The organism is Lacinutrix sp. YIN62, assembly GCF_057219185.1.
Genome location: NZ_JBXVVH010000025.1, coordinates 21,634 through 48,165, shown reverse-complemented (window position 1 = coordinate 48,165; position 26,532 = coordinate 21,634). Strand labels below are relative to the sequence as shown.

The 26,532-nt window shown below is 31.4% G+C and carries 20 protein-coding genes; 18 read left to right on the top strand and 2 right to left on the bottom strand.

The features are described from left to right. The first annotated feature begins 169 nt into the window (after nt 1-169). The 18 genes from AC2D8I_RS14370 to AC2D8I_RS14285 all read left to right on the top strand — a co-directional run bounded on the left by AC2D8I_RS14370 (nt 170) and on the right by AC2D8I_RS14285 (nt 24,096). Nucleotides 170-595 (top strand): hypothetical protein, encoded by a 426-nt coding sequence (locus AC2D8I_RS14370; RefSeq protein WP_484706720.1) that lies wholly within the window; start codon nt 170-172, stop codon nt 593-595. A 436-nt stretch (nt 596-1,031) separates the two neighbouring features. Then, nucleotides 1,032-1,589, top strand: a complete 558-nt coding sequence (locus AC2D8I_RS14365) for a hypothetical protein (RefSeq protein WP_484706718.1) — start codon at nt 1,032-1,034, stop codon at nt 1,587-1,589. A gap of 922 nt (nt 1,590-2,511) precedes the next feature. Further along, nucleotides 2,512-2,727 carry a hypothetical protein gene (locus AC2D8I_RS14360; protein ID WP_484706717.1) on the top strand — a complete coding sequence of 72 codons (216 nt, stop codon included), beginning with the start codon at nt 2,512-2,514 and terminating at the stop codon, nt 2,725-2,727. Between the two features lie 12 nt (nt 2,728-2,739). Continuing rightward, complete coding sequence (locus AC2D8I_RS14355) at nt 2,740-3,012, top strand: hypothetical protein (protein WP_484706716.1); 273 nt, start codon at nt 2,740-2,742, stop codon at nt 3,010-3,012. 208 nt (nt 3,013-3,220) lie between these two features. Next, a complete protein-coding gene (locus AC2D8I_RS14350; protein ID WP_484706715.1) occupies nt 3,221-3,829 on the top strand; it encodes a hypothetical protein in 609 nt (202 codons plus the stop codon). Nucleotides 3,830-4,770: 941 nt separating this feature from the next. After that, entirely contained in the window at nt 4,771-5,541 is a 771-nt protein-coding gene (locus tag AC2D8I_RS14345; RefSeq protein WP_484706714.1) for a hypothetical protein, read from the top strand. A gap of 284 nt (nt 5,542-5,825) precedes the next feature. Next, nucleotides 5,826-6,110 (top strand): GNAT family N-acetyltransferase, encoded by a 285-nt coding sequence (locus AC2D8I_RS14340; RefSeq protein ID WP_484706713.1) that lies wholly within the window; start codon nt 5,826-5,828, stop codon nt 6,108-6,110. Between the two features lie 386 nt (nt 6,111-6,496). Continuing rightward, entirely contained in the window at nt 6,497-8,824 is a 2,328-nt protein-coding gene (locus AC2D8I_RS14335; RefSeq protein WP_484706712.1) for a TonB-dependent receptor, read from the top strand. A 392-nt stretch (nt 8,825-9,216) separates the two neighbouring features. Further along, nucleotides 9,217-9,492 carry a Bor family protein gene (locus AC2D8I_RS14330; RefSeq protein ID WP_484706711.1) on the top strand — a complete coding sequence of 92 codons (276 nt, stop codon included), beginning with the start codon at nt 9,217-9,219 and terminating at the stop codon, nt 9,490-9,492. A gap of 523 nt (nt 9,493-10,015) precedes the next feature. After that, nucleotides 10,016-11,413, top strand: a complete 1,398-nt coding sequence (locus AC2D8I_RS14325) for a M61 family metallopeptidase (protein WP_484706710.1) — start codon at nt 10,016-10,018, stop codon at nt 11,411-11,413. 262 nt (nt 11,414-11,675) lie between these two features. After that, a complete protein-coding gene (locus AC2D8I_RS14320; protein WP_484706709.1) occupies nt 11,676-12,389 on the top strand; it encodes a CPBP family intramembrane glutamic endopeptidase in 714 nt (237 codons plus the stop codon). Nucleotides 12,390-12,529: 140 nt separating this feature from the next. Beyond that, nucleotides 12,530-13,279, top strand: a complete 750-nt coding sequence (locus AC2D8I_RS14315) for a hypothetical protein (RefSeq protein ID WP_484706708.1) — start codon at nt 12,530-12,532, stop codon at nt 13,277-13,279. Between the two features lie 72 nt (nt 13,280-13,351). Continuing rightward, a complete protein-coding gene (locus tag AC2D8I_RS14310; protein WP_484706707.1) occupies nt 13,352-14,404 on the top strand; it encodes a sensor histidine kinase in 1,053 nt (350 codons plus the stop codon). Further along, nucleotides 14,397-15,170: a LytR/AlgR family response regulator transcription factor gene (locus AC2D8I_RS14305; RefSeq protein WP_484706706.1), complete on the top strand. Its 774-nt coding sequence runs from the start codon at nt 14,397-14,399 to the stop codon at nt 15,168-15,170. Before AC2D8I_RS14310 ends, AC2D8I_RS14305 begins: the two co-directional genes overlap by 8 nt. Before the next feature lie 389 nt (nt 15,171-15,559). Beyond that, nucleotides 15,560-16,297 carry a hypothetical protein gene (locus AC2D8I_RS14300; RefSeq protein ID WP_484706705.1) on the top strand — a complete coding sequence of 246 codons (738 nt, stop codon included), beginning with the start codon at nt 15,560-15,562 and terminating at the stop codon, nt 16,295-16,297. A gap of 45 nt (nt 16,298-16,342) precedes the next feature. Then, the gene (locus AC2D8I_RS14295) at nt 16,343-18,409 is read left to right on the top strand and encodes a flotillin family protein (protein ID WP_484706704.1); all 2,067 of its coding nucleotides are present in this window, start codon (nt 16,343-16,345) and stop codon (nt 18,407-18,409) included. Between the two features lie 267 nt (nt 18,410-18,676). Next, a complete protein-coding gene (locus AC2D8I_RS14290; RefSeq protein WP_484706703.1) occupies nt 18,677-23,569 on the top strand; it encodes a DNA repair ATPase in 4,893 nt (1,630 codons plus the stop codon). A 125-nt stretch (nt 23,570-23,694) separates the two neighbouring features. Next, complete coding sequence (locus tag AC2D8I_RS14285; RefSeq protein WP_484706702.1) at nt 23,695-24,096, top strand: hypothetical protein; 402 nt, start codon at nt 23,695-23,697, stop codon at nt 24,094-24,096. Nucleotides 24,097-24,182: 86 nt separating this feature from the next. On the opposite strand, the gene AC2D8I_RS14280 is transcribed toward AC2D8I_RS14285, so the two are convergent. Next, nucleotides 24,183-24,824 (bottom strand): O-methyltransferase, encoded by a 642-nt coding sequence (locus AC2D8I_RS14280; RefSeq protein ID WP_484706701.1) that lies wholly within the window; start codon nt 24,822-24,824, stop codon nt 24,183-24,185. A gap of 50 nt (nt 24,825-24,874) precedes the next feature. Then, nucleotides 24,875-26,428: a peptide MFS transporter gene (locus tag AC2D8I_RS14275; protein WP_484706700.1), complete on the bottom strand. Its 1,554-nt coding sequence runs from the start codon at nt 26,426-26,428 to the stop codon at nt 24,875-24,877. Nucleotides 26,429-26,532: the final 104 nt, after the last annotated feature.

Here is a 26,532-nt window from a genome sequence, read left to right as displayed (position 1 = left end):
AAAGCAGCTTAGAAACAAACAACAATCTACAAGGTTAGAAACTAATTTAGTGTAAACCCTAATCTTTAACTTGTGTAAACTATGTCCCTTAACGAACATATGAAATAGGATTATTAAATGATGTAATATATTAAACTCAACCCCACATAATTAAACTGACTTTTAAACAATGAATGATTCTGAAAAAAAAATATTAATTAAATCATTACAATTGATTTCTCAATTTGATAAAAATGTCAATTTAATTTCAAATGGTAGGGAGTTTCTAAGAATACACGAAAGAAATATATCGACTCTTAAAGAAATTGCAAATGAACGAAACTCAAAATTTACTTTAAGTTTAATCAATAAATATCCTTCGATATTAGAAAACGAAATAGATCATTTCATCTCAAAGGAAAATAAAGAAAGAAGTCTTATTAGTTTTGCAGCTGGATACTTAATTGGTGGAATTGTTGATTTAATCAAAAACAAAGGGGTTTCAACAGAAATGATAAAAAATAAAATTAACGAAATAAAATATCTAAATGAAAAGCTTAGTAATATTACGGAAGATCCCATTTATGAAGAATTATATCAAAAAACAATGGGATAATAAAAACGCTGCACAACAACAGTAATCGTTGCACAAGTCTATAAAAAAATATTCTTTTACAAGGGCTTTTACTTTGTTAAAACCAATACTATTTAAGTTTTAGGATGCCTATTATATTAGTTCTAATAGCTTTATTTGGGGCCTAAACAAGCGTTTTAGAACACAAAACAAATGCCTCATTATTTTAGCATCTACTTTTACATTTTTTACAATGAAATTTAAAATACCACTCCGATCTATTTTGGGGCTAAACTAGGTCATGCAGATGCTTAGTTAATGTTTACGCCATAGCAACAAACTTGTGCAACAGGCACATCGCATATAATTAATGCCCTGCGGGACACTAATCATATACGGGGACATTGTGCAACGTTGTGGAAACGGCATAATTCTTGACTAAATTTCTCAAATAATTAAATCTCAAAAATAACATTGAATGAAAAAAATCTTACTTACATTAATTTTTGGACTTATAGTGACATTAAATTATGCTCAAGAAAAAAATGACATTGGAACTGAAAAAATTTGGCGTGTGAATTTTTTGAATCCTGCGATTGAATTGGAAATTCCGACAGGACAATACTCTGCTTTTTCTTCCGCTCTCGGAATTGGTTACGGAGGAGGATATCCTGATTTGACTTTTGGAGGAAGTGGATTTATTTATATAATTAGTCCATTCGCTGATTTTCAACAAAAATGGTTTTATAATATAAATAAGAGAAACGGGAAAAACCGAAATACGGAAAATAACTCTGGGAATTTTGTGTCATTAAGATTTATAGCTCGTGGGAATTCAATAGCGGAAAATGTAAACCGAACTTCAGACTTTGATTTTGCTTTTGGACCAACTTGGGGAATTCAAAGAAAATATGGAAAAAATTTCCATTTACTTTTTGACGTTGGACCTCAATATTATATTGACACAAACAGAAATGGAAATATTTGGCCAATTATGTTACAACTGAATTTAGGATTTGACCTGAAAAATAAATAAAAAACGTTGCACAACACTGGTAATCGTGGCACAAGCCTCTAAAAACATTTAAAAGCTCCTTATACAGGAGCTTTTATTTTAATGAACTACCTCGAGGCAGAGCCTCGGGGAATTCTATCGATTAAAACCAACACCATTTAAATTTTAGGATGCCTATTATATTAGTTCTAACAATTTTATTTGAGGTCTAAACAAGCGTTTTAGAACACAAAACAAATGCCTCACTGTTTTAGCATCTACTTTTACATTTTTTACAATGAAATTTAAAATACCACTCCGATCTATTTTGGGGCTAAACTAGGCCATGCAGATGCTTAGTTAATGTTTACGCCATAGATACTCCCTATTAAAGCCCTATTAAAGCCCTATATAGTTGCGGTTAATTGCGGTTAGTCAACCTTTTTAGCTAAAACCCCATGTTGCACACATTTCAATTCACTTCTACGCCATTTCGTAAAAACAGTGTGCCATTACAATACATAAAAAACTTTTAAGAGATTATTTTAAGTAAAATATATTTAACCTTATCCAAATCACCCCACCAAACATAATTTAAAGAACACAACAGGATCAATACTTTTCTAACCACTTTGGCCATAAAAAGGCTAGATTAAAGCATATTCTAAATGTAATACCGCTTTTAACTTGCGGTAAAAGTTGTGTTTCGGAATGCGTTCACTCCATTAAAAATGAGAAAATAATTTTTCTTGGTACTCTTTTTTGCCTTGTATAACTAAAGTTAAGAAATAACTAAATCGCTTTTAAATCCCTTTACTATCTTTAGCAACAAACTTGTGCAACAGCCACAAAATGTATAGTTCATAGCACCCTACGGGATACTACGCCACCAGACACAAGACTGTTGTAGAGTATTGAAATGGACAATAAAAGAACATATAAAAGGCTGAAAAATGGAAAAGGATTGAAAGCATTTTATCTAACACAAAATGATGTCTCTTATACTATTCGATTAAACCCAACGAGAGACTCATTTCAATTGCATACATACAATTTTGATGGTAATGATGTATCTGACGAGTCAAATTACAAAGATGAGAAGATTAGAATTTTTGACGACTTTGAGTTATTAATTAAAACCATGGCAGAAGAATATCTTGGGTTGGAATTCAAATTTTAAACAACTTCTTATATGGCGATTTTAAAAAAGAGTTTAAGGAAAATAAGAGTTGACAATCGGGAGTTCTACTGGTGGTTTAGCGAAAAGATTTTTGTGATTTCAGATGAAGCTAAAAACAGTTTATTGACAGTAGATTTTGGATGGTATGATGTCTGGCTTTATGTAAATGATAAAGAAAATAGACCTCCTGATTTCGAGCCTAAAATTGTGACTCCTAAATTTGTTAGTGAATCAATAGCATACGCTTTAAAGCGAGGATGGGATGACGAAAAAAATAGAAATTGAATTTAGAAACGGAAATATAAAAAGAAATAAAAAACACTCTACAACACTATGTGAAAATGCATTAAAACACATTTTACATTAAACCATATGTGTCATTTGCAAAATAGTTTATCTTCGCTTTCGCTACGTAAACGATTATAACCAAACAACACATATATTTAAACGTTATAAAACATTTAAAAAAACATTAACAATCAAATTAAACTAAATGAGAATTATTAAAATCCCCTTTTTATTTATTGCAATAGTTTCCTTGACGAGTTGTGCATCTGGCTACAAAATGATTGAGCCTAAAACAATCAATTATGTTTCAACGAATGAAACTGATAATGTAAAACTTGAATATAGGTATGATTTACTTGACAAAAAATACGCGAAAAAAGAAGAGAAAAAAGGAGTGAAATTAGTTGCAATTAAAATAACTAATAACTCTGAAAAAGACATAATGTTCGGCAGAGATGCTAAATTAACATACGAAAATGGGACTCAGATTTATGTGATGGAAAATGATAAAGTATTTAAAACATTAAAACAAAGCCCTGCATCCTATCTGTGGTATTTACTTCTAACACCATTAAATCTATATACATCAGACTCGAATGGAGAACAAACGAGCTCAACACCAATTGGACTTGTAGTTGGTCCAGGTTTGGCTGGAGGTAATATGATTGCAGCTGGTTCTGCTAATAAAAAATTCAAAACTGAAATGTTGAAATATAATATTAATGGAACTTTGATTAAAAAGGGGGAAACAAAATATGGCCTAATCGGAATTAAATCTGATTCGTTTGATTCGCTAAAATTGGAAATTGAGTAAAAAACGTTTTACAACAAAGCTAATCGTTGCAAAATTCTCTAAAAACAAAAAAAACATTCAAAAGCTCCTTATACAGGAGCTTTTATTTTATTAAAACCAACACTATTTAAATTTTAGGATGCCTATTATATTAGTTCTAACAGTTTTATTTGAGGTCTAAACAAGCGTTTTAGAACACAAAACAAATGCCTCACTGTTTTAGCATCTACTTTTACATTTTTTACAATGAAATTTAAAATACCACTCCGATCTATTTTGGGGCTAAACTAGGTCATGCAGATGCTTAGTTAATGTTTACGCCATAGATACTCCACGTTAAAGCCCTATTAAAGCCCTATATAGTTGCGGTTAGTTAACCTTTTTAGCTAAAACTTCCGTGTTACACACATTTCAATTCACTTCTACGCCACTTCGTAAAAACAGTGTGCCATTACAATACATAAAAAAATATAATTAATCTTATCCAAATCACCCCACCAAACATAATTTAAAGAAAACAACAGAGACAATATTTTTCTAACCACTTTGGCCATAAAAAGGCTAGATTAAAGCATATTCTAAATGTAATCCCCCGTTTAACTTGCGGTAAAAATGGTGTATTGGAATGCATTCGCTCCATTAAAAATGAGAAACCAATTTTTATTGCGAGTCTTTTTTGCCTAGCATAACTAAAGTTAAGAAATAACTAAATCGCTTTTAAATCCCTTTACGACAAAGTTGAGCAACAGGCACAATAGCTATAATTAATGTGGTTTTTAGGTTTACTCCAAATTTTGTAATTTTTTATAATGTCACTCATCCTTAATTGATTACTTTTAAACCGATAAAAACATACATTTAAGTATAAGCTTAGTTACGCGACAGATACTCCACAGATTATCAAAATCCCACACTAATCTTATACGAAACCGTTACCAACAATTTAAACTAAAAATTACGAAATGAAAAAACTGAAATTAACACTTATTTTTTTTATTGGATTAACAATTTTGTCCTGTTCATCAGATGACAATAATGCAACTAACGACCAAACACCCGAGAAAACAACTAAATTACTCAAAAAAATGACCTTTAGCGGATATGATAATTATTCCATATCTTTTTTCTATAACACAGACGAAAAAATTGACCGAATAGAAAGCACTGGAGCAGAAGATGGTTTCATAAAACAATTCTATTACGACAATGGTGTTTTAGACAGAGCAGAATTTCAAGATTTAAGCGGAGTTTCTGACGGTTCAATTGAACAGTACCTTTATAATAACGGGCTACTTATAGAAAGACAAGATTTTTATGATACTACAACTCTTGACGAACGATACCTATATTCATTTAATAATGCCAATATAGACAATATTCAATATATAGGTCATGGTCAAACCACATACTCAGAAGAATCTTCTTTTGAATATGATTCAAATAGCAATGTAATTTCAAAAAAATACGATTACTTAAATACTGCTATTTCTAACCAAAAATTAACATTTACTTATGACACTAAAAAAAGTCCATTTTTAAACTTTGAGCCTAATATTATTCTAATCGATGATTTCTTCTCATTTGTAAATAATCCAACTTCAGAAATTATAACTGACTTATCAACCAATTCTGTAATTTCAGTAAAAAACTATACATATACATATGATAATGATGATTATGCGATCTCAAGAACTGATGGAACAGAAACAATTACTTATGAATATTATGAATAAAATATTTGTAACAATGATAACTATTGCACAAATATCTAAAAACATTAAAAAAACCCAAAAGCTCCTTTATAGGAGCTTTTACTCTGTTAAAACCAACACTATTAAAAGCTATAACTAGTGACATTTTGACAGTCTTGTATAGAATCTTATTTTTGAGTTGCTTTACTACTGATAACACATAAGAAATAAACAACAATTAACAAGGTTAAAAACTAATATAGTGTAACCCCTAACCTTTAATTGGTGTAAACGAGGTAAACACACATTAATAAACCATAGCATAAATGATTGAAAGGCTCCAAAACAGTGACATAGAAGTATCTAAAAAAATACGTTCACTTTTTCAATTATCATATAAAATAGAAGCAGAATTACTAAATGTTACTAATTTCCCTCCTTTAAAAAGACCTCTTAAAAAATATATCAATAGTAACACAGCCTTTTTCGGATACTTGAAAGATGGAGAATTCGCTGGAATAATCGAAATCGCGCATAACAATAACTTTACAGACATTCATAGTTTAGTTGTTAATCCATCCTTTTTTAGACAAGGAATTGCAAAAAAATAATGACATTCGTTTTAAATACATTTGATTCACATCTTTTTGTTGTAGAAACTGGACTGGAAAATGAACCTGCTACTGCATTATATAAAAAATTTGATTTTAAAGAAGTTAAACAATAGCAAACTGAATGCAGAATTAGAAAAATAAAATTTGAGCGCAGAATAACAAACTAAGCGCAACAAAAACTAACTGGATTAAAAATAAATAACGATTATAATTATCATCATAAAAACATCCAGATTTCACCTTACAAAATGCAGTAAAAAAACAAATTTATCTCAAATAAACCCTTCTGAAAAACACACATATAAAACCCCTTACAAAAAACACAATGTAATGCTATAATCCTATAAGATTACTCTTATATTTAGCTTTTAAAAACAGGGAATATGGGATCCCATTTAATGGCATCGCATTATTTTTTAACCTATCACCCTATTTTAATACAAGACCTTAAAAATAAACACCATACAAAAAAGTTATTACCAGAAATTAAAATGAAATTAAAACTTTTGACCTTCGTTTCCCTATTTATTAAAGGGGCTATACTAGCACAAACGCTTACAGGAATAGTTGTTAACGAATACCAACAACCAATACCAGAAATCACTATTTTAAATAAAAATACAGAGCAACACACCCATTCAAATGAACACGGTGAATTTATTTTTGAAAATAGCTCTGTTGGAGATTCTTTACAATTTTATCACACCAACTATAAAAGCGAAATAGTAGTTGTAGTAGATTTAAAAACACCTTTAAACATTATATTATACCAAAATACAATCAATTTAAATGAAGTCGTAATTTCTCCAAAAATTAATGCCCTTCATATAATAACAGATATTGACATACAAACAACCCCTGTAAACTCTTCACAAGATGTCTTAAGAAAAGTGCCTGGCTTATTTATAGGGCAGCATGCTGGAGGTGGTAAAGCAGAACAAATTTTTCTACGTGGTTTTGATATTGACCACGGTACAGATATTAACATAACAGTAGACGGACTTCCTGTAAACATGGTATCACATGCTCACGGACAAGGCTATGCCGATTTACATTTTGTAATTCCCGAAACCATAGAAAAAATTGACTTTGGCAAAGGCCCCTATTATCAAAATAAAGGCAATTTTAATACCGCAGGATACATAAATTTTATGACCAAGCAAAAATTGAAAAACAGTTCTATAAAACTAGAAGCTGGCCAATTTGGCACGCATCGTTTGTTAGGAATGTTTAATTTACTTGAAAACAACAAACACAACGCTTATGTGGCTACCGAATTTTTGTCATTAGACGGCCCTTATGATAGCCCTCAGAATTTTAATAGAGTAAACCTCTTTGGAAAATACACCGGATTCGTATCTAATACAGATAAAATTGGCTTTACTTTTTCTCATTTCAGCAGTAAATGGGATGCTTCTGGCCAAATTCCACAAAGAGCAATTGACAGTGGTTTAATCTCTAGATTTGGCGCTATTGATGATACCGAAGGTGGAAACACTTCAAGAAACAACGCTTTAATAAATTACGATAAAATTATTGATGAAAAATCAACATTAAAAAGTTCTGTTTATATAAGTAAATACGACTTTGAATTGTATTCTAACTTCACCTTCTTCTTAGAAGACCCTATAAATGGAGACCAAATAAAACAAAAAGAACACAGATCCATTTATGGCTTAAACAGCGAATACAACAAATCATTTTCAAATGGAACCATAGAAGGAAGTTGGCAAGCAGGCATTAGTTTTAGAAATGATCAAAGTAAAGACAACGCACTTTCACATACCGTAAACAGAAATGAAACCTTAGAGCAAATTCAGTTAGGAACTATTAACGAAACCAATTTAGGAGCTTATTTAGGAACAAGTATTGACATAAAAAAATGGACATTTAACCCTTCTATTCGAGTTGACCATTTTGATTTTCAATACAATGACAAATTGATTCCTACCTATAAAACACAGAATGAGACGAAAGCGATTTTAAGTCCAAAGTTTAATGTACTTTACAATCCAACCTCCAACTTACAACTGTATTTAAAAACAGGGAAAGGTTTTCATTCTAACGACACCAGAGTGGTAATAGCCGAAGCAGGTAAAAAAATACTGCCTGCCGCATACAGCCTCGATCTCGGTTACATTTGGAAGCCCACACCAAAAATGGTATTAAATATGGCATATTGGCATTTATATTTGGAGCAAGAATTTGTATATATTGGAGATGCTGGAATCGTAGAACCAAGTGGAAAAACAAGACGACAAGGTATCGATTTAAGTTACCGCTATCACCCCTTACCATGGCTGTTTTGGAATTTAGATGCCAACTATACTTATGCGCGTGCTATTGACGAACCCGAGGAAGCAAATTATATCCCACTAGCACCCGATTTTACTTTGGTAAGTGGTATAAACTTATTATTTAAATCTGGATTTTATGGCGGTGCAACCGTTCGACATTTAGCTAATCGCCCGGCCAATGAAGATAATTCCATAGTAGCCAAAGGTTACACTATTACAGATTTAAACGCAGGTTATAAATGGAAAAAACTTAGTCTTGGTATTCAAATTCAAAACTTATTTGATACGGAATGGAATGAAACTCAATTTGCAACCGAATCCAGATTACAAAATGAATCTGCTCCTGTGGAAGAAATACACTTTACACCAGGAACACCTTTTTTCATGAAAGGTATTATTCAATATAATTTTTAAAACATATATTATAAATAAATTTTAACTCTACAATCACTAACATTAGTTTTAACAACCTATTATGTACTCTCTAAATATAATAACTGATTAAAGACTGTTTAAATTGATAATTACTTCTCGCAAGATAAATATTAAATTTTCAGTTTTAACAAAAACCTTCTATTTTTTCACATTTTTTTTAGTCTTAATTCATTTATTTAAATATATTTGGCAAAAAATAAAAACCCACTAACCATTTTAACCCCTACTAATAAAATAAAAACTTTAATCGTTTTTCTTAACTAAGAATCACCTACTATAATAACTACACTAAACACTACAAACTGTTAGTTAAAAATAAGTATTACTAATAAATATTTAAATTTTAAACAATGATTAAAAAAACAATGAAAATGATGTCAGTAGTATTTGCTGCGTCAATGCTATTAACTTCTTGTTATTCTTACACTAATGTCGTTGGATCTGGAGCTAAAGGTAATAATCAAACCACAAAATGGAATCACTACGTAGTTTATGGATTGGCTCCTGTTGGAGTTTCAGATGCAAAACAAATGGCTGATGGAGCAGAAAACTATACTGTTCACACTAGACAATCTTTTGTAAATGGGTTACTTTCTGCAGTTACTTTCGGAATATACACTCCTACTACAACTACAGTAACCAGATAACATTCTTAAAAGAGAGTTTATTATAAAAATAATAAACTCTCTTTTTCTTTTATATGAAAAAAATTATTTTTTACATCGCAATAGGAATTTCTATTACACTTCTTATAAATATTTTAAATATACTTATGTATGACTTAAATAGACTTACCGAATATGGATACGGCTATCTAGCTGGCAAAATAATTTTATTTATAATAACTACAATTATTATAGTTATAACAAGAAAACATAAAACAGAGCTAAAAAAACAGAGCTAATATTTAGTATTCCTAAAGTTTAAAAAACAGTTCCCAAATTTTACTTCAATTAAAAAACCTTACTTACTACTCCCTTTATTAAACATTCACTATATATATATATTTATAAGTCTCTTTATATTAGACATTTATTATAAATACATTGACACAGCAGACCTAATTATATAAGCCTATCTTTAGAGACTAAACAATCTATATTAGCTTAAATTATGCACCTAAAGTCCCTTTTTTACTCTAATTATATTTTATATGCTGAGCTTTACAATATGAAAAAGATTATAGTATTATTACTAATACTTCTTTGTTTTAATAGTGCATTCACGCAAGACAAAATAAGATATACCCTTAATCATACGCCAAATTCACAAAAAATTAATATTAAGTTAGAATTCGATGCTATTAGTACTAATACTCTAAAATTTATAATTCCAAGAAGTGCGCCTGGAACATACGAAATAACAAACTATTTAAGCTTTATTAATAATATTAAAGGCTATTCGACTACTGGTAACATTTTGCAAGGAACTGTTGGTGATGGTTCTTATTTTATATTTAATGCAAAAGATGAAACATTAAAAAAAATTAGCTATGATGTCGATATAAAACAAATGGAATTAAATCTATTAGGTAGTTATGCGAGTTCAAAAATAAGAGCACACTACCTCGGTATTTTAGGTTATTCTGTTTTTGGTTTTATTGAGGGTTTTGAAAATAAAGCGCTCACTTTAACAGTTAACACAACTAAAGACTGGCCCATTTTTAGTACTTTAAACCCTTCAATTCACAAAAATAAAGGCAGAGCATTTTTTAAAATAAAGCATTTTGCATTATTAGCAGATGCTCAATTTCTATTAGGAGATTCTGTTCAGGTTTTTCAAGTAAAACAATCCAAAATCCCTTTATTTATCGCGGCCTATGCCGAAACACCAATTAATATTGAGGAAATTGGAAGAAGAGGGGTATTATCGCTTAACGCGTTAGCCCATTACTTTGGGTATATTCCTATGCCACATTATACAATATGTTACGAGTTTTTAAATCCTATTTCAAAACACCACAACTACGGTTTTTCAATGGAACATTTAAACAGTATGACTGCTAGCTTAGAGGTTTCTAAAGCAATTATAAAAAAAGAAAAACAGGCTAAAATAGGTAGTATTATGCATCATATGGGACACGCTTGGCTCCCGCTACGTTCGTTTGGCTCTGGCTACAGACCTTTTGAATGGCAAACAGCTCCAATAATTGAAACCATTTGGCTAAACGAAGGCTTTATTTGGTATATCACTTTTTATAAGATTTTAAAGATTAAATCTATTTTAACTGTCTTCAAAACAATTATTAATTCTGCCCCTCTTTATATTCAGAATAAATCCTTAAAAGAGTTATCCATATTAGGCTCCACGCAATATTCTATGGACTTTAGAATAGGCAAAAACCTGTTCTCTAGAGGCGCTCTTTTAGCATACGAACTCGATATGCTTATACAGCAAAAAACACAAGGTAAAAAAACACTTAAAAATGCTATTCTGGGCTTATTAAAATGGTCTGAAGTTAATAAAAAGGCGTTTCAATATGATGACATCGAAGCCATACTCTCCAAAGCTACAGGAGTTAACTTAAGCCCCGTTTGGAAAAAGTGGCAAAACCCTATAAACAAATAAATAGCAGTAATAACATCCAGTGACCGTTAACATCTAAGTCGAAGAGTTAAACGACTCAAGACCAAGCTCACACATCATACAATAACGCATTAAATACGCTTTATAAAACACAAGATAATTTATGTCATATCGCTTAATACGAACAAGCATTAAAAGCGTTCTATTTAATTGTATTAAACTCACTGACAAATAATTAGACTAAAATGCAACTTTTTTTTAGATTGTATCGTCATATAAATATTAATCCTAAAAAATCATCTGTATGTCCACAAAGCAAGAGAAAACGGCACCCCATTTAATAAATCAAACTAATTATAAAGGTTACTTCTTTGACTTGGTTATTTACATTGCTGTAATGTTCTTAATTCGAGAACTTTATTTCCCAAGTATAAGCTTTATAATAAATGGTCTTTTTTGGTCATTTTCGACATTAACCATAGCCATCTGGAGAATGAAAGCACGTAATATAACGTGGAAAGATTTAGGCCTACAAAAACCTGAGAATCTCAAAAAAACGGTACTTACAACTATTGGTATTTTAATTGCAATAATTCTTTCTATAATGTTATTTGAAATAATTAAGGAACACCTCCCTTTTGCTGTAGAACAAAAAAATTATTCTGAAAATTCTGCATCTAAATTTGGGGCGCTAAAAGGAAATTGGACACTATTCTTTACAATAATACCTGCAGTTTTAATTGAATCTACTTTAGAAGAATTACTAGATAGAGGCTTTTTAATAAATTGGTTTGAAAAGTTATTTTCTACAACAACAATCGCAACAGTTCTTGCCGTCATATTACAAGCATTAATTTTTGGATTTAGACACTCTTATGACATATCAGATAGATCTATTAGAGTTGGACTAATAGGCTTAATCATGGGGATAGCGTATGTTAAGTTTGGCAGAAATCTCTGGCCTTTAATTATTGCCCATTGCGTATTAAACACAATATCTATGATAGATAGAGTATAATAAACCATAACGTTATGTAGTCCTTAACCCTATTTTTCCTTAGTTCTATTTCATTTTTCCTGCATTCATAAGAAACGTATTTTTTAAGGCCCTTATAACCTGTAGTTTTGAGGTATTATTAATTATCAAATCTATTCATAATGAAAAATACAAACAGAGAACTCACCTTTTTAAGAACATTTGCAATTACAACGGCTTTAGGCATTTTAACCTTTGCTTCTGTAGCGTTTAAGCAATCTGGTAATAAAAAATTTAAAACCATAGATGTAGAACGTATTAATATTGTAGAAAACGATGGCACCACAAAAATGATAATTACCAATGTTGCAGAATTTCCTAACGGAAAAGATTCAATAAACAATAGAGCTACAAATATTGGACGCAAAAAACGCGCAGGAATGTTATTTTTTAACGAAGATGGCATTGAATGTGGTGGTTTTATTTACGATGGAAGCAAAAAAGAAAATGGACATAGCTCAGGATTATCCTTAACATTTGATAAATACGACGGTGATCAAGCAATGCAACTTCTACATACAGATGCAAAACGCAATGGCAAAAACAAATCACGTAGCTCTTTAGTTTTTAACGATTTACCAGAAAACGCCACACAATCTAATACTACCAAAATTTGGGCGGAATTAAACGAGATAAAAGACAACACACTAAAGCAACAAAAATATGATGAATATGTAAAAAAGGGACTCATAGGCATTACAAAAAGAGTAGAGCTAGGAAACCGTGGTAAAGGACGTCCAAACGGACTATTTCTTTATGATGATGAAGGAAATATGAGAGCTATGTTTTGTATCGATTCAAAAAATAATGTTCGATTAGAAATGTTTGATCAAAAGGGGAACAAAGTAAACTCCTGGCCAACAAACAAATAAAATTAAAAAATTTGCGATGATGGTTTATTAAAAATTTTCATCGCAAATGCTATATATTTACCCCTATTAAATATGAAAAAAGCTGTTCAATACCTAAAAGACAATCAAGCATTCATTCTGTTTTTATTTTTATTTAGTTGGATTCTAACCCTTAAAAATAAAATAGGCTTTTCAAACTCATGGAATGATTTTGTGTTTCACCCCGATGCCCCTTTTTGGGTTTTTATAGACGCATTCCTCATTTTTATATTTGTAGACTTTATTAAAATAAAAATTAAAAATAGTACGCTAAACAAAACCCCGTCACTATGGGTTTATTTAAAATTTTTTGGTATCAGTTTTATAGGATATCTGCTTATTGTTAACCTTTTTGGAGGTCTTCTATCGGTTGCTTTTAATACGGTTTCCAGAAACTTTAATTCCTCATATCAAATCACCTACCGTGTATTCAAACAAATTATCGATTTTATTATTTTTGGTGGGTTTTCTTTAGCCTATTTATACTCGAAAGAAAATAGAGACTATAAAAAAAGACTAAACGCATACAAATTAAGTCATTCAAAAAGTAAAATACAGCAGCTTAAAGCGCAATTAAACCCACATTTTCTTTTTAACAATTTAAATATATTAGATCAACTCATCGAAGAAGATAAAGAAAAAGCGTCTCGTTTTTTAAGCCAATTTTCAGAACTGTATCGTTATGTTATAAAAAATGCTAACAGCGAACTCATTACGATTCAAGAAGAATTAAGCTTTACTCAAAACTATTTTGAGTTAATGGAAAAAAAATACCAAGGCTACTATCAATTACAGATTGAAGAAACACTTAAAAACACCAATACAATTGTTCCTCCGTTTTGCTTACAGGTGCTCGTTGAAAACGCCATTGTACATAATTTAGGCACATCACAAAACCCTGTTATTATACGCATTTCAATTAAAGATGGTATTAAAATAACAAATAATAAAATCGCTAAAAATAAAAAACAAAAAGGGAACGGTATTGCCTTAAAAAACCTATCTAAACAATTTTGGTTGTTAACACATGCTGCGATTAGTATTAAAGATACTGAAGATCGTTTTACCGTTACCCTACCTTTTATTAAAATGAATGGCAATGATTAAAGTCGTAATTATAGAGGATGAAGCTCCTGCAAGAACAAAGCTTAAAAACTATATCCATAAACTCGGTGAACCGATTAAAATCGTAAAAGAAATTGAAACAGTTGCCGATACAGTCTCTTTTTTAAAAACTGAGACTAATATAGATTTAATTTTTTCGGATATAGAATTACGAGATGGTAATGTTTTTGAAGCCTATAATCAATTAACGCTCAGTTTTCCCATTATTTTCGCTACAGCTTACGATCAATTTTGGATGCATGCTTTTGAAACAAGTGGTATTGAATACTTATTAAAACCTTATAACTACAATCGCTTTGAGAAAGCTTGGCAAAAATACACCGCGTTAAAAAACAAAATGAAGCCTGATCACCATGAGCTTTTCAACAAACTGGAGACCTATTATCAGAATAAGTTAGTGGTAAAACCTGAATATAAGGCCTATATCCCAGTGAAATCAAATAATGAAATTTATTTTTTAAAAGTTAAAGACCTGCTTTTTATTCAGTCCGATTATGGTGTTCTTTTTGCCCACGATTCTACCAACAAAAAACACCTATTAAATCAAACCTCTCTTAAAGAAATACAAGCAATACTCAATCCTGAAATATTCTTTAAAATCAACAGGAGCGAACTTGTTAATAAAAATTATATCGAAAAAATATCGCGTTACACTAAAAACACGGTGGCCATTCATATTAAAGCACACCTCTTAAAAACGAGTCAAAATAGCACCGCTGCATTTAACACTTGGATGGGATTAAAATAACAGCTCACACTAAGAGTACAAAACAATAACCTACTACAAATCAACACACTAAACCAAAAAAAAAAAAAAAAAACATACAACAAAAATCTCAAGTAGCATTGTTTCCTTAGCACTATTCCTTTTATGTTTTTTGATTCTAACATTTAAAAATGGTTAAGTCCGCTGTGCCCCTTTATAGTTATATGGGCTGTAGCGTTACCTCTCAAAATCTAATAAATTTTAAATTTACTGTAACATTTATAAGCTTTAAAACACATATAAATAGATCTATAACTGTAAAATGTTAAATAATATAATGAGAATACTATTATAGTAACCTGAAAAATATTACTTAATATTGTTTGCCAAAATTATTCTCAAAAAAAACAGTCACTAAAACCGCTTTGCTATTGAAAACTATTGCTGACATTGCTTTTTCCCCTGTAAATATCACATTAAGTATCCTTGTGATTTTACTTATTATCTATTGGTTTTTCAATATGATTTCTGGAATTGATTTTGACTTAGACATTGACGTCGATATCGATGTAGATACCGACATAGATATTGACACAGGCACAACAGCCTTTAGCGATCTTACCAATACCGAAATAAATAAAGACGATGTCATCAAAAACCCTCAAAAAAAATTAGAATGGTGGCAACTGGTATTAGTCTATTTTAATTTTGTTGGCCTTCCATTTATGTTCACTTTTACAAGCTGGATTTTTATTTGGTGGTTGTGTACAGTAATTGCTACAAGCTTTACAGAATCTTATAATACAACTTATGGTTACACCCTACTGTTAGTAGGCATATTACCGTCTTTAATTTTAACTAAAATAGTTACAACACCCTTTAAAAATTTCTTTAAAAACTTAAATCCAGATGGAGACTTTCCAATAAACTTAGCAGGAGAAAAAGGGATTATGTTATCATCTATTTCTGGAGAAAAAATGGGTTCTGCAGAGGTAATAGCCAATGGAAACCCAATGTCTATTTATGCAAAATCATACGATAGTAAACCCCTTAAATACAAGCAAGACATTCTAATTGTACAACAATCTGACGATAAGAATTTTTATTGGGTACTCCCTTTCGAAAAGGCCAATCAGGATCAATTCAATATAAACGACATTAATTTTTAAAAACAACTAATCTAAATTCATTAAAAGCAAAACCAAATATTAACTATGGAACACATCCCACAATTTATTGGAATAGGCATTGGACTTATTCTTTTCTTAATTATAATTTATTTTGCAATTATAGCCTTATTCTATAAAAAAGTTCCTCAAGGAGAGGCCTTAGTAAGAACCGGTTTTAAAGGCACCAAAGTTGCTACAGACAAAGGCTTGTACGTCGTACCAGTATTTCATAGAGTAGAAATTATGGATATTTCTGTAAAAAAAATCCAGATTGAACGTATTGGAGATAATGGCCTATTGTGTAAGGACAATATGCGTGCCGATATTAAAGTAGCCTTTTTTGTAAGAGTAAATAATGAAGTAGATTTTATAAAAAAAGTAGCACAAACGGTAGGCTGTGAAAGAGCCTCAGACATCGCGACCTTAGAAGAGCTTTTCGAAGCAAAATTCTCTGAAGCCTTAAAAACCGTTGGTAAAAAGTTTCAATTTGTAGAATTATACGAAGCCCGTAGAGAGTTTCGTGATGAAATTGTCGATATTATTGGTACCGACCTTAATGGGTACACTTTAGAAGATTGTGCCATAGATTACTTAGAGCAAACCCCTGTTAGCTTTTTAAAGTCTGATAATATTCTTGATGCCGAAGGGATTAAAAAAATTACAGAGCTTACGGCAGAACAAAATATGAAGGCCAACCTTATTAAACGCGATGAAGAAAAAGTTATTAGAAAACAAGATGTAGAAGCACGCGAAGCCATTCTAGAATTAGACAAACAATTAGCAGAAAAAGAAGAACAACAAAAAAGAGAAATCGCTAATATAAAAGCTCGAGAAGAAGCAGAAACATTAAAAGTAGCTGAAGAAGAACGTCTAAAATCTGAAAGTGCCAGAATTTTTACCGAAGAAAAAGTAAAAGTGGCCGAAGAGAATATGGAACGACAAATTATAGTCGCTTCCAAAAACAAACAACGTACCGATGTTGTAGAAACAGAACGTGTAGAAAAAGATAGAATGCTAGAAGCCACCGAAAGAGAACGCATTGTAACTTTAGCACAAATTGAAAAAGAAAAAGTCGTTGAAGTTGAGAAAAAAAGCATTCAAGATGTTATTCGTGATCGCGTTATGCTTGAAAAAGGCGTTGTAGAAGAGCAGGAAAACATGAAAGATATTCAAGCATTTAAAACGGCAGACAGACAAAAACAAGTAAAAATCACAATTGCTGAAGCAAATGCCCAAGAAGAATTAATTAAAACAATAAAAGCTGCAGAAGCCGAAAAAGAAGCCTCTAAACAAAAAGCAGAAGAAATTAATATTGAAGCAGAAGCTAAAAAACATGCTAGTGAAAAAGAAGCAGAAGCTAGAAAAACATTAGCAGAAGCTAAAGCTAAAGAAGAAGCAACAATAGGACTATCTGAAGCACAAGTAATGCACGCAAAAGCTGATGCTCATGAACGCCAAGGCTTAGTTGAAGCTACTATTATTGAGAAAAAAGCTAAAGCAGAAGCCGCTGGTATTCTAGCCAAAGCAGAAGCCGTAAAAGAAGAAGGTGTGGCCCAAGCCGAAGTTATTAAAGAACAAGCCCTTGCTGAAGCGGTTGGTATTGAAGAAAAAGCAAATGCTATGAAAAAGCTAGACGGTGTTGGTAAAGAGCATGAAGAGTTTAAATTACGCTTAGATAAAGAACTAAAAGTAGATTTAGCCGAAATTAATATTCAAAAAGAAATTGCTGATGCTCAAGCCAATGTTATTGGGGAAGCTTTAAGAGCCGCTAATATTGATATTGTAGGTGGTGAAACGATGTTCTTCGATCAAATTATTGGACAAATCACAAAATCTAAAGGTATAGACCGACTTGTGAACCACTCAAATAACATTACAGAAGTTAAAGACGCCATTCTAGGAAGCGATGATGTTAAAGGAAATTTATTAAATAAAATTAAAGATTTTGCAACTAAATATGGGATCTCTTCTGAAGACATCAAAAATCTAAGTGTTGCTAATTTGCTCATGGATTTAAAATCTAAAACAGCAAATACAAATGAAGAAACACTATTTAATAATCTGGCAAACCTAGCTAACGGTTTAGGTCTAGCTGATACGAAATTAAGATAATCTAATGCCGCTGTCTAAAAAATAAATATCTAATTATTACGAATCGTAGTAAAGGGCTTTATTTTTTAGGCAGCCACATTACAACTTTAATCAATCAATCAATTACAATTTAGCATCTACCTCATTTCCAAAACAATAAGACTTATTACTTCTAGGGATCTCATAAAATCTCGGTAACATATACAGAGAATTTATAGCACATTCATTTCCTAGATTAATAATCAAATCGCTTAACATTACAAGCATACAATTCACTGGATATTCACTATGGAACAAACTAATACAGATAACAAGATACAACTTGACGGCGGCACCTATGAAATTATTCAAGGCCGTTTACAAAAGCAAAAAAGTGAACTTCTTTCAAGACTATCACAATTAAATGATGCTCGTAAAACCGTTTTTGGTAATGTTGAAACCAAACTTATTGCTAATAATCGTATTAACACCGAAAACAACTGTATTGCCAGAGATATTGTTACCATAAACAATATTTGTCTATTGGGTTATAATGTTCATTTTGGTCTTCGTACAGACATTACGCTTGCCGATGTGTTTAGTATTTATATCTATAATGATGACCATTTTATTATTCAACCTTTAACGGTATTGGAAGACAGCTTGTTTATTAACGATTTCACCAATCTATATAAATATTACAGAAATACCGTCTTTACAAAATTTGCCATCATTGGAAATTATCTACATATGGTATTTCAGCTCAGTGAAAGCATTACAGATATCAAAACATTTAAATGGCTTATTAACGATGGCCAATTACAATACATTGATAACCGTAGCGAACATGAATTTAAATTCCCAAATCAACATGAATTTAACTGGGTAGAACCTAGTAGAGATCATCATGTATACGGAGAACACCCACATGTATCTATCTTAGATAAAGTTTTTGTTGAAACTATAGGCGGTGATTTAACCATTAAAATAGAAGACAATACAGAGGATGGTAAAGGCATTTATGGCGAACCCGTAGTACACTCAGATCAAACCTTAGATGATGGGCAATATCGGTATGCCGATTTAGGGAATTTAATTGCTTTAGAAATTAAACCGTTTCAAGAACCGCCACGGTACTTTGTATACAACCACAAAATACAAGAGGTAAAAAAAATTGAAAGCATAGCAGATGCTTGCTTGCTATTACCAGATGATCAAGGCATTATTTTTGCCAATGGTTATTATTTGCAATCTGGAGATTTTAAGTTGTTTGAGCAAGGTATTTCTAACGTTAAATTTAAAAAGAAAGTAAGCTCTCCTAATGGGGAAGACTTTTTATATGTGTTTTATGAAAGTAAAAAAGGCTTGTATGTACTCATGTCATACAATGTGATAGAACAACAAGTAAAAACCCCTATTATTTGTAACGGCTACACCATTCTTAAGGATGGTGAATTATGTTATTTTAAAACGGAAGACGAGCAAACCAAACATCATGTTATCCAGATTTGGCAAACGCCGTTTATAAAAGGTAATACCCTTCCTTCTGAGCATACCGACACTCTGTTATATAAAATAGGAAACAAAGACATTGTTAAGGCTATGGCAGAATGTCAAGCCTTAATTACACTATTAAATAAAGAAGATAGTTATGATGGTTTGTATAATGATATTGCTAAATTTTCAAACGATATTTTAAATAGCTATTATTGGATAACAGCACCCGAAACATTTCTTATTAATCAACCACTTTCCGAATTAAATGCTGCAGCCAATGCAGCTGTTGATGAATTTGAAAAAGTAGTACAACTCCGTAAAACAGCCGCAAACATAACCAGAGACACCCAAAATAAAGCAGATGGTATTTTTGGAAAAATTAAAAGTAGCACCTTCAAATCTATTGAAGATTTTGTATTAGTATTATCGCAATTACGCACACTTAGAGGTGAAGTTATTGGTTTAAACGAGATACGCTATATCAATAATCATTTCATAATCACATTAGAAGCAGAAATTGCGACTCAAAATGAGAAAATTTCCCAACGCTGTGTCTCATTTTTATTAGACGATAAAGCACTTACACCATACCATAAACGTGTCTCGGAAAAAAAAATAGCCTTAGATACTATAAAAAAAGTTATCGCTGCCAAAGCATTAGAAACAGAAGTCAATCAAATTGCTACAGATTTAGAAATGCTTATCGATATTGTCTCTAACTTAAACATAGAAGACGCCTCCCATTCTACTCAAATTATCGATAATATTTCATTAATATTTGCTACTATTAATCAGCTAAAAGCGGGCTTAAAAAACAAACTAAAAACCTTAGGAGAAAAAGAAGCTTCAGCAGAGTTTACAGCACAACTAAAATTAGTAGATCAAAGTATTATTAATTATTTAGACATTGCTAATACGCCAGAAAAAACAGATGAATTATTAAATAAAGTGTCTGTACAATTAGAAGATTTAGAAGGACGGTTTGCAGATTTTGAAGATTTTATCGTTCTTATTATTGAAAAAAGAGAAGAGGTCTATAATGCTTTTGAAGCTAGAAAAAACAGCCTTGTAGAAGCCCGAAATAAAAAAGCCATAGCACTTGAAACCGCTGCCAATCGCATTTTAAAAGGCATCACCAAAAAAGCACTTCACTTTAAAACGACTATTGAAATTAACGGGTACTTTGCTTCCGATCTAATGATTAATAAAATTCGAGATATCATCTCTAATCTAAAAGACTTAGACGATGGAGGAAAAGCAGAAGCTATAGAAACAGGACTTAAGGTTGCTAAAGAAGATGCCGTTAGAAAATTAAAAGATACCCAAGATTTATATGAAGATGGAGAAAACGTTATGCGACTCGGACAACATAAGTTTGGGGTTAACAAACAGCCTTTAGATCTTACCATTGTATATAAAGATGAAAAGTTAAAATACCATTTAACAGGAACCGATTTTTATCAAACTATTGAAGACAACACGCTTATTAGTTCCAAAAAATATTGGGATCAAGAATTAATATCAGAAAACAAAAATGTTTACAGAGCATCTTATTTAGCATATAAAATATTTACAGATACCACTATTGATTTAAAAACGTTAAACGAAACAGCTTTACTTGAGCTTGTAAAAAATGAAAGCAGTAAAAACTATTCAGAAGGCTATATAAAAGGCGTTCATGACGAGGATGCCTGTCTAATTTTAAAAGCCTTAATTAATAAACATCATGATTTAGGGCTATTGCGTTACCCTGCCATCGTTAGAGCTTATGGACAATTCTTTTGGAATGCATTAGATACAGAATCCAAGATAATCTGGAATCAAAAAATAAAGGCTTCTGGAGAGGTTTTAAAAGCTTTCCCGAATAGTAAAGAATACCAAATAATTATAAAAGCCCTAAGTCACGAATTAAAACACGCTACATTTCACAGTCTCATTTCCGAACATTACACAACAAGTCCCAATCCCCTTGAATTTGAAACGGCTGCTTATTTATTTGAGGAATTACAAACCAACAATACTTTTTGCATAAGTAAAACAGCTCACGAACTACGTAACAGCTTTACAAAAGTTTTAGAAAGTAAAAATGCGACTGTAAGCTTTAATACCGCAATTAAAACAACTCTAGACACTAAAAATATTACAACAGAAGCGCTGCAATTAGCAACACAATGGGTAAGCTCATTTGTTAAATCTCAAGTCCCTGAATACAGAGAGTACATTTATGAAATTGTAGCACTTCTACTTTTTAAAAATGAAGCAAACGCAAATATTATTCACGTTAGTCCTCTTTTAGAGATACAGAACTTAAAAGGCAATCATACAACCATTAATGAAGGACATTTCAAGTTTAGTTATCATCATTTTATAAACCAACTACAACATTTTTATTCAATAGAAGTCCCTGCTTTTAAAACCTTTCGTGAAGCCAAACATACCGTTACCGAAACATTAAAAGAACAGCTAAAGCTTGACGAATTTAAACCAAGAGTTTTATCCTCTTTTGTGAGAAATAAACTTATAGATAAGGTTTACTTACCATTGTTTGGTGATAACTTAGCGAAACAACTAGGAAGTGTAGGTAGTAATAAACGTACTGACCGGATGGGAATGCTATTACTTATATCTCCTCCTGGTTATGGAAAAACAACTTTAATGGAATATTTGGCAAACCGCCTAGGTCTTATATTTATGAAAATAAACGGTCCTTCTATTGGGCATGAAGTTACTTCTGTAGATCCGCTAACAGCAAATAACTCCGCTGCCCGAGAAGAACTGAATAAGCTCAACCTTGCTTTTGAAATGGGTAATAATGTGATGTTGTATTTAGACGACATACAACACTGTAACCCTGAATTTTTACAAAAATTCATATCCCTTTCAGATGGCACTCGTAAAATAGAAGGTGTTTATAATGGAAAACCAAAAACCTACGATTTACGTAGTAAGAAGTTTTGTGTAATTATGGCTGGAAACCCATACACCGAAAGCGGAGAAAAATTTCAAATCCCTGATATGTTAGCCAATCGTGCAGATATTTATAATTTGGGAGACATTATTGGAGATACCGCAGATTTATTTAAATTAAGCTTAATTGAGAATGCCTTAACCTCAAACCCTATTCTACACCAATTAAGCAGTAAATATTTTGAAGACATCTATCAATTAATAAATGTTGTAGAATCTGGAAATCGTGATAATTTAACTTTAAAAGGGAACCATAGTAAACAAGAAATACAAGAATACTTAGCGGTATTAGAAAAAGTTATCACCATTCGTAATACCGTTTTAAAAGTTAATGAAACCTACATCAAATCGGCTGCTATGGATGATAACTATCGTACAGAACCTTCTTTTAAACTACAAGGTTCCTATCGAGACATGAACAAATTAGTGGCAAAAGTAGTGCCCATTATGAACCCTCAAGAGCTACAAATTATTTTATTATCACACTATGAAAACGAATCGCAAACCCTTACCAATGCTGCCGAAGCCAACCTGTTAAAATACAAAGAACTTACAGACACTATAGATCACACAGAAATAGAGCGTTGGCAAACGATTAAAGATACATTTGCTAAAAACAACAAGCTCAAAGGCTTTGGAAACTCAAACGGTATGACACAGGTTCTTGCACAGCTTATGCAATTTAGTGAACACTTAGAAGGAATAGAACATGTTTTAAAAGAAGGGTTACAAAAATAAAAAACATCAAATAACCGATATCATATAGGCATAAAAATCTATTACAACCCTGTTTTTAGAAATAAAATTGTACCATATTTAATTAAAAACCACGAATTTCGTTAGTATTACTCGTAATCGAAAAAATGAATACAAAAATAATAATGACATCAAGCGCTCTATTCTTGGCCATTATAGGGCTATTGCTTTCCTTTTTTCCAAGTGAAATAGCAATCTATTTAAGAGTTGAACCCAATACTATTACACTCCTCTTTTTTAAGATATTAAGTGCATTATACTTAGGTTTTGGTCTTTTAAACTGGATGGCAAAAGGCACGCATATTGGAGGCATTTATAATAGACCTATTGCCATTGGTAACCTTATGCATTTTGGCGTTGGGTCTGTTACTTTTATTAAAGCGATTCTTAATACACAAATGCATTCTAAAATTGTTATTTTTCTCGCTACAGTTTATTTTATTTTCGCAATACTTTTTGCTTATATATTTAAAACCAACCCTATTAAATCAAAAAACAGGCACCATTAACAAAAGAAATTGCTGTAGCCATTAAAAAATATTTTAATGCCTTTTTAAAACTCTAACTTTATGTATCACGACGTTTAATAAGGCCTTTATTTCTTTTTGCTAATAGTTAAGCCATCTCTTATGGGCAACAAAACAGTTTCTACTCTATTATCCTCTTTTAATAAAGTATTATAATCTAATACAGCTTTCGTCATTTTATCTTTAGGATTAAGTGTCTCTATAACCTTGCCACTCCACAATACATTATCTGATAAAATAATACCACCTGGGTTTAATTTATCGATAATTAAGTTAAAATAATTCACATAATTATCCTTATCGGCATCAATAAAAACTAAATCAAAGGTTTTATTTAATGCTGGAATAATATCTAGAGCATTTCCTAAATGCTGAAATAGTTGTGTTCCATAAATAGAGGCATCAAAGTACTTCCGTTGAAAGTCAAAAAGTTCCTCATTAATATCTATAGTATGTAATTCGCCATCAGATTGCATTCCCTCGGCTAAACATAAGGTCGAATACCCTGTAAAAGTCCCTATTTCCAATATGTTTTTTGGAGAAACCAATTTTGAAATCATACTGAGTACTCGTCCTTGATATGGGCCGCTAGACATTCTGGGTTGTAATATTTTCTGAAAAGTCTCCCGTGTTAACTGTTGTAACAATTCCGGTTCATTTTCAGTATGTTTCACAACATAATCATCAAGTGCTTCAGGTAAAAAATGCATAACTATTTTGTTCTAAAATTAGCTTATTTCTACCTCAACAAAACATTTATTTAATGAATTCCAGACATCATTTTTTTAATTACAGGCGAAATAAGTATTGCAAATATACCAACAATCACGCTAATCACACCAAAAGTAGCATAAACAGCTAAGTAAGAATATAATTGCTGAAAACTATTACTATTTTGATGGGCTATTGCTGGTGTAATTCCTGTAATGAAAGTTACAATATCTCCAAAAAAACCTTCTGTAAGCAGATTGGTTTCACCTTGGCCAACAGTTGTTAATTTAGCGATCTTCCCAGCAAAAAAATGACCATAAAAATTAGCCGAAAACCAAACCCCCATTATAAAGGCTATATATTTTAATGGAGAAAGCTCTGTCATTTTAGAAAGGCCTATTGGCGACAAAAAGAGCTCCCCTATAGTATAAACTAAATAACCTATAACTAAATAAGACATAGACGTCCTTGCAAACGCATCGATACTATGAGCAGATAATGCAAAAATTAGAAAGCCAAAGCCTAAAAATAATAAGCCAAGTCCAAACTTAATCGCCGAATTTGGATTACGACCAACCCGACTCAAATAAGTCCATAGTAAAGAAAAAGGGATTGCCAGTAAAATAATGAATCCTGCATTTATACTATTAGTTCCAGCAGCATCCATGCCAATTAAGTTTACATTACGATCGGCAAATAAGGTTAAAGAACTTCCTGCTTGTTCAAAAATAGCTGAAAATAAAGTATAAAGGGCTGTAAAGTAGACCACAATTAGCAATCGTTTTTTTTCAACACGACTTACTGTTTTAAAAATATAAGCGATATAACAAACTAAAAAGAGAGAAACAACCCAAACCAAATAATGTTCAAACTCATTAAACTTTATAACCAATGCAAACAAAGGTACCGCTAAAAAGGCGCCAATAGTGATAAGCTTTCCTTTGTTTAATCCTAATGTTTTAGAGTTATATAAAACAGGATTAGGAATCCCTCCTTTAGCTTCGAAAACATCACTTTTTAAACCTTGTTTAAAAACCAATAATCCTGTAACCATCCCTATTCCTGCAAGTACAAAACCATAATGCCAACCATAATTTTCGGCAAACCAAGCGCAGGCTAAAGGCGCAATAGCAGCCCCTAAATTTATTCCTAAATAAAAAATGGTAAATCCAGCATCTCGCCTCGCATCACCTTGTTTATAAAGTTCGCCTACAAAAGAAGATATATTGGGTTTAAAAAACCCATTGCCAACTATTATTAAACCTAACGATCCATAAAAAAATACGGGGAGCTCAAAAGTTAAAAAAAAATGTCCTAATGCCATTAATACTCCGCCTAATAAAATGGCTTTTCTAAATCCTAAAATTTTATCTGCTAGTATCCCTCCAATCATAGGTGTAACATATACCAACGACATATAAGCTGCATAAACCCCAAACGCCATATCGTCTGTAAACAAAAGTTGTTTGGTCATATAAAGTACCAATAAAGCGCGCATACCATAGAAAGAAAAACGCTCCCAAAGTTCAGCAAAGAATAAATAAAGTAATCCCTTAGGATGTCCAAAAATGAGTTTTGAATTTGAGTTTGAAATAGTAGTCATCTGTTTTAGATTATAATTGGCGAGCAATATATCTACAGATGATATTAATAGGAAGAACTGTAATTAAATATACTAAAATATACTAAATTGTTAGTGTTTGTAAT

What these genes read in the sequence shown, in the direction of transcription:
- AC2D8I_RS14370 (WP_484706720.1), top strand. Translation starts at nt 170, where the DNA reads ATGAATGATTCTGAAAAAAAAATATTAATTAAATCATTACAATTGATT.
- AC2D8I_RS14365 (WP_484706718.1), top strand. Translation starts at nt 1,032, where the DNA reads ATGAAAAAAATCTTACTTACATTAATTTTTGGACTTATAGTGACATTA.
- AC2D8I_RS14355 (WP_484706716.1), top strand. Translation starts at nt 2,740, where the DNA reads ATGGCGATTTTAAAAAAGAGTTTAAGGAAAATAAGAGTTGACAATCGG.
- AC2D8I_RS14350 (WP_484706715.1), top strand. Translation starts at nt 3,221, where the DNA reads ATGAGAATTATTAAAATCCCCTTTTTATTTATTGCAATAGTTTCCTTG.
- AC2D8I_RS14345 (WP_484706714.1), top strand. Translation starts at nt 4,771, where the DNA reads ATGAAAAAACTGAAATTAACACTTATTTTTTTTATTGGATTAACAATT.
- AC2D8I_RS14340 (WP_484706713.1), top strand. Translation starts at nt 5,826, where the DNA reads ATGATTGAAAGGCTCCAAAACAGTGACATAGAAGTATCTAAAAAAATA.
- AC2D8I_RS14335 (WP_484706712.1), top strand. Translation starts at nt 6,497, where the DNA reads ATGGGATCCCATTTAATGGCATCGCATTATTTTTTAACCTATCACCCT.
- AC2D8I_RS14330 (WP_484706711.1), top strand. Translation starts at nt 9,217, where the DNA reads ATGATGTCAGTAGTATTTGCTGCGTCAATGCTATTAACTTCTTGTTAT.
- AC2D8I_RS14325 (WP_484706710.1), top strand. Translation starts at nt 10,016, where the DNA reads ATGAAAAAGATTATAGTATTATTACTAATACTTCTTTGTTTTAATAGT.
- AC2D8I_RS14320 (WP_484706709.1), top strand. Translation starts at nt 11,676, where the DNA reads ATGTCCACAAAGCAAGAGAAAACGGCACCCCATTTAATAAATCAAACT.
- AC2D8I_RS14315 (WP_484706708.1), top strand. Translation starts at nt 12,530, where the DNA reads ATGAAAAATACAAACAGAGAACTCACCTTTTTAAGAACATTTGCAATT.
- AC2D8I_RS14310 (WP_484706707.1), top strand. Translation starts at nt 13,352, where the DNA reads ATGAAAAAAGCTGTTCAATACCTAAAAGACAATCAAGCATTCATTCTG.
- AC2D8I_RS14305 (WP_484706706.1), top strand. Translation starts at nt 14,397, where the DNA reads ATGATTAAAGTCGTAATTATAGAGGATGAAGCTCCTGCAAGAACAAAG.
- AC2D8I_RS14295 (WP_484706704.1), top strand. Translation starts at nt 16,343, where the DNA reads ATGGAACACATCCCACAATTTATTGGAATAGGCATTGGACTTATTCTT.
- AC2D8I_RS14290 (WP_484706703.1), top strand. Translation starts at nt 18,677, where the DNA reads ATGGAACAAACTAATACAGATAACAAGATACAACTTGACGGCGGCACC.
- AC2D8I_RS14285 (WP_484706702.1), top strand. Translation starts at nt 23,695, where the DNA reads ATGAATACAAAAATAATAATGACATCAAGCGCTCTATTCTTGGCCATT.
- AC2D8I_RS14280 (WP_484706701.1), bottom strand. Translation starts at nt 24,824, where the DNA reads ATGCATTTTTTACCTGAAGCACTTGATGATTATGTTGTGAAACATACT.
- AC2D8I_RS14275 (WP_484706700.1), bottom strand. Translation starts at nt 26,428, where the DNA reads ATGACTACTATTTCAAACTCAAATTCAAAACTCATTTTTGGACATCCT.